The organism is Thalassospira sp. UBA1131 (assembly GCF_002311515.1).
In the GTDB taxonomy this organism is placed as follows: Bacteria; Pseudomonadota; Alphaproteobacteria; order Rhodospirillales; family Thalassospiraceae; genus Thalassospira.
In genome coordinates this window covers 30434-35101 of sequence record NZ_DCAO01000020.1, presented here as the reverse complement: position 1 = coordinate 35101, position 4668 = coordinate 30434, and the positions used below count along the sequence as shown (strand labels likewise).

The 4668-nt window shown below is 55.8% G+C and carries 5 protein-coding genes; 2 read left to right on the top strand and 3 right to left on the bottom strand.

Annotated features, from left to right (window positions below; translation table 11 throughout):
- Positions 1 to 163 precede the first annotated feature (163 nt).
- The gene (locus B3Z49_RS02890; protein WP_296988119.1) at positions 164 to 886 is read left to right on the top strand and encodes a TenA family protein; all 723 of its coding nucleotides are present in this window, start codon (positions 164 to 166) and stop codon (positions 884 to 886) included.
- Complete coding sequence (locus tag B3Z49_RS02885) at positions 883 to 1365, top strand: GNAT family N-acetyltransferase (protein ID WP_296988118.1); 483 nt, start codon at positions 883 to 885, stop codon at positions 1363 to 1365. The genes B3Z49_RS02890 and B3Z49_RS02885 overlap by 4 nt, the downstream gene beginning before the upstream one ends.
- Before the next feature lie 50 nt (positions 1366 to 1415).
- Here B3Z49_RS02885 and pcaB read toward each other — a convergent pair whose 3' ends face one another.
- From pcaB to B3Z49_RS02870, 3 genes are all read right to left on the bottom strand, one after another.
- Complete coding sequence (gene pcaB / locus B3Z49_RS02880) at positions 1416 to 2753, bottom strand: 3-carboxy-cis,cis-muconate cycloisomerase (protein ID WP_296988116.1); 1338 nt, start codon at positions 2751 to 2753, stop codon at positions 1416 to 1418.
- A 146-nt stretch (positions 2754 to 2899) separates the two neighbouring features.
- Positions 2900 to 4105 carry a 3-oxoadipyl-CoA thiolase gene (gene pcaF, locus B3Z49_RS02875; RefSeq protein ID WP_296988114.1) on the bottom strand — a complete coding sequence of 402 codons (1206 nt, stop codon included), beginning with the start codon at positions 4103 to 4105 and terminating at the stop codon, positions 2900 to 2902.
- Between the two features lie 23 nt (positions 4106 to 4128).
- Positions 4129 to 4668 (bottom strand): CoA-transferase subunit beta (locus B3Z49_RS02870; RefSeq protein ID WP_296988113.1); only part of this gene is annotated, 540 nt, incomplete at its 5' end.

Below are 4668 nucleotides of genomic sequence, written 5' to 3'. Positions count from 1 at the left end.
TTTATAACATTATAATCCAATCGATTACTTTGATACTTATCAATCGCCTCCATGCGGATCGGTACTTTGGCGGATGCCCTATTTCGTGGCTTGCCCAATGGTTGCGAGCATGCCAAAAGTTCAAAACCCAAATGATATCAAGCTCCTCAGGAAACGCGCAGATATGAGTAACACCGCAAAGGCCGTTTCGGATTTTCCGTCATGGCGTCAAACCAATCCGAATGGTTTGTTTTCAGACTGGCTGAAGGCATCCTGTGCGGATCAATGGCGTGCGGTAACCCACCATGTCTTTACCGATGCCTGGGGTGATGCCGCGCTTCCCAAGGCCAATCTTGAAAACTACCTTATTCAGGATCACCGGTTTATTGATCGGTTTGTTGCCCTGCTGGCCGCGGCCGTATCGCGTGCACCAAGCCTGAAGGATCGCATTCCGGGGTGTCAGTTCCTTGCACTGGTCACGGGCGAAGAAAACACCTATTTCGAACGATCCTTTGCCGCCCTTGGCGTATCTGATGATGCACGTGAAAACATGCCGGACTGGCCAGCAACAGCAGCGTTCAAGCAGCTTATGAAAGACGCCACGGATAGCAACAGTTACGCCAATATGCTGGCCGTTCTGGCGGTTGCCGAGGGCACCTATCTTGGCTGGGCGGATCGGGTCAACAAGGCCATCGCCAAACGCCCCGATGATTTCTGGTACGCCGAATGGATTGATCTGCATATCGGGGTGTATTTTGAAAGTGTGGTTGCCTATCTGAATACCCAACTGGATCAGGTCGGACCGTCACTGCCAGATGAAGAACGCGCCGAATGCCTGTCCTATTTCAAACGTGCAACCGATCTTGAATGTCAGTTCTTTGATACGGCATGGGGGCTACAAGAATGATCACAATTCGTCCGTTTGCGAACAGTGATGCCAAGGCCTTGGTCGAGATTTATCGCCACTCCGTAACGGAGATTGGCCCCAACGCCTATAACCCCGAACAGGTTGCTGTGTGGGCAAAGCTTCTGCCGACACCGGAACGGTTTATCGAAATCATGACAGATGGTCGGTTCAGTCTTGTCGCGGTTGATGGCAATGATCGGGTTGTCGCATTTGGCGATGTCGAGGCCGATGGCCATATCGGGTTTCTGTATGCCCTGCCCGATTTTGCTGGCAAAGGTATTGTGACAAAGCTTTACGACGCGCTTGAAGCGCACGCGCGCAAACAGGATATCGGCAAGCTTTATTCCGAGGCCAGTGAATTTGCCAAATCCTTCCTGCTTAAACAGGGCTTTAGCGTTGTGGAACGCCGCGATTTCGAAGTCGCTGGCGTCCCCATCCATAATTACGCGGTTGAAAAGCGCCTGCGGGCACCACGCTGAACCAAATCACCGCATCACACAAAAAAGGCTGCCATCCGGCAGCCTTTTTCCTAGTCGCGCAAGCCACGCTTGGCGGCCCCCAAAACACGATCGATAAACACGTCCGACTGCCCGATATAGTTTGCCGGGTTACGGATATGTGCCCAATCCACCGGGGCGTCGGTCAGTTTTGGCAACTCATCAAACAGGTTCGATGCGTTTTCTGCCGACTTGGCGATGGCATCTTTGACCAATTTATCCGCGGCATCGCGGCCAAGGTGATCGGCCAGCGCAAATGTTGCGGCCTCGGCCAACATCGCCCCGCGTGACAGTTCAAGGTTTTCGGCCATGCGGCCCGCATTGATTTTAAGATCCGGCACCATATCAACCGCCTGCGCAAGTGCCGCACCGGTTGCGGTAATGATCTGCGGCAAGGTCAACCATTCCAGAAGCCAGCTTGCCCCGCTTCGTTCATGATCATGGAGCTGCGCCTGGGCAAAGGTACCAAGCAGCCCGGCATTGAAGCGTGCCAGTGTCACCAGCATTTCAGCCTGCACCGGATTGGATTTGTGCGGCATGGTCGATGACCCGCCGCCCTTGCCCGGTTGGACCTCGGCAATTTCGGACTGTGCAAGCAGAACCAAGTCCTGCCCCATCTTGCCAAGTGCGCCGGTTAACGCTGTTAACTGGCTTGCGAAATCAACAAGAACGTCACGCTGCGCATGCCAGGGCATATCAGCAAGCGGAAGATCAAGCTCTTCGGAAAGATTGCTTTCGACGTCTGCGGCCTTCACCCCGATCGAGGCCAATGTGCCCGCAGCGCCGCCAAACGAAATCCGCAACAAATCTGATGACAGGCTATCAATCCGGTGATCGATCCGCACAAGCGGTGCGAGCCATCCGGCAGCCTTGAGACCGAAGGTGGTTGGTACAGCCTGTTGGGACCGCGTCCGCCCGATCATCACCGTTGTGCGATGGGTATCGGCATGGGCAGACAGCGCCTTGGCCAGTTTGCGAATGCGGCGACGAATGATTGCAACCGCATCGCGCAGCTGAAGAACAAGTGCGCTATCAACCACATCCTGGCTGGTGGCGCCGAAATGGACATAGCGTGCGTCGTCACCGCCAATTTCCGCCTTGAGCGCCTTAACAAGGGCTGGCACCGGCACCCCGGCACTGGCCGTTCCCGCCGCAAGGCTAGCCGGATCGGGGGTAAAATCACGGCAGACTTCGGCGATACGGGTGGCACTTTTTTCGGGGATCACACCTGCGCGCGCCTCGGCCGCGGCAAGGGCCGATTCAAAAAGCAGCATGGATGCAATCTGTGCACGGTCATCAAACAGGGCCGCGATCTCCGGATCGGAAAACAGATTTCCAAGCAGGGCAGAGTCAAAGGGCGAAACGCTCATCAGGGTTCATCCACCGTTCAAACGGGTGTGAAATCAAGTCGATCAGTGTCGCGCCAGCAGACCATATTGGTCAATAACGCAAAAAGAAGCCCCTGCCCGACAACCGGCACAGGGGCACCTTTTCAAAGATCAATCAGCCATCAGCCTCAAACAGCTTCAAGCGCAATCGCGATACCCTGACCGACACCAATGCACATGGTTGCCAATGCACGCTTGCCACCAGAACGTTTCATCTGAAGCGCAGCCGTGCCGGTGATACGTGCACCCGACATGCCGAGCGGATGACCAAGGGCAATCGCACCACCATTCGGGTTCACACGCACATCGTCATCGGCAATACCAAGATCACGAAGTGTTGCCAGCCCCTGTGATGCAAAGGCTTCGTTCAGTTCGATCACGTCAAGCTGCTCTGTCGACCAGCCAAGACGTGCGAGAAGTTTTTTCGATGCCGGTGCCGGGCCAAAGCCCATGATGCGCGGTGCAACACCCGCAGTCGCACCACCAACAACCCTTGCAATCGGGGTCAGGCCGTATTTTTTGACCGCTGCCTCGGATGCGATGATCAGGGCAGCAGCCCCGTCATTAACACCCGATGCGTTACCGGCCGTTACCGAACCGCCTTCGCGGAATGGGGTCGGCAGTTTGGCAAGCTTTTCGGCCGTGGTGCCCGGACGTGGATGTTCATCCTTGTCCACGACAATGGCATCGCCTTTGCGCTGCGGGATGGTGACCGGGGTAATTTCCGCGCCCAGATTACCATTTTCCTGTGCGGCGACCGCCTTGTCCTGCGACCGGGCGGCAAAGGTATCCTGATCTTCTCGGGAAATCTTGAAATCCTCGGCAACGTTTTCGCCGGTTTCGGGCATGGAATCCACGCCGTACTGTTTCTTCATCACCGGGTTGACGAACCGCCAGCCGATGGTGGTGTCATAAATCTCTGCATTGCGCGAAAATGCCGACGTCGCCTTTGGCATGACAAACGGCGCACGTGACATGCTTTCAACGCCACCGGCAATCATCAGATCGGCTTCGCCCGATTTGATGGCGCGGGCGGCCATAATGATCGCATCCATGCCCGAACCGCACAGACGGTTGACCGTGGTTCCGGTCACTGTTTCCGGCAGCCCTGCCAAAAGAGAAGACATGCGCGCAACGTTGCGGTTGTCTTCGCCAGCCTGGTTGGCACAGCCAAAGATGACATCGTCAACAGCGGCAAAATCCAGATCCGGATTGCGGTCGATCAGCGCCTTAAGCGGAACAGCGCCAAGATCATCGGCGCGCACCTGCGACAGGCTGCCGCCAAAGCGGCCAATCGGGGTGCGGATATAATCGCAAATATATGCGTCAGCCATTTCTAAGATCCTTATTATTGCTCTTACTGCTGGTCCCCGTGGGCCTTGGCGGTACGAGCATGCAGTTCACGCAGAACCTGCAATTCTTTCTCGGACGGGATCGCAGTTTCCGCGACTTCGTCGGCAAACTCAACATCCCAACCGGTATTTTCGATGATTTCTTCTCGGGTTACGCCCGGATGGATCGAGGTCACAACGAATTGCTTGCCCACCGGATGCGGTTCCATGATGCAAAGATCCGTGATCAGGCGCGACGGGCCTTTGGTATCAACACCGTAAGATGCACGATCATTGCCACCCTTGCCGTGACCAAGCGATGTCACGAAATCGATCTTTTCGACAAAGCCTCGTTTGCTTTGCTTCATCACCAAAAACACTTCGCCACAGCTGGTCGCGATTTCCGGCGCACCACCGCCACCCGGCAGGCGGACTTTGGGGTTGTCGTAATCACCGATCACGGTGGTGTTGATGTTGCCATACTTGTCAAGCTGGGCCGCACCAAGGAAGCCAACCGAAATCTTGCCACCCTGAAGCCAGTAGCGGAACATTTCCGGCACGGCGAC

Bases quoted from the DNA above. Each gene is read 5' to 3' on its own strand.
- pcaB (WP_296988116.1), bottom strand. From the start codon at position 2,753: ATGAGCGTTTCGCCCTTTGACTCTGCCCTGCTTGGAAATCTGTTTTCC.
- B3Z49_RS02890 (WP_296988119.1), top strand. From the start codon at position 164: ATGAGTAACACCGCAAAGGCCGTTTCGGATTTTCCGTCATGGCGTCAA.
- pcaF (WP_296988114.1), bottom strand. From the start codon at position 4,105: ATGGCTGACGCATATATTTGCGATTATATCCGCACCCCGATTGGCCGC.
- B3Z49_RS02885 (WP_296988118.1), top strand. From the start codon at position 883: ATGATCACAATTCGTCCGTTTGCGAACAGTGATGCCAAGGCCTTGGTC.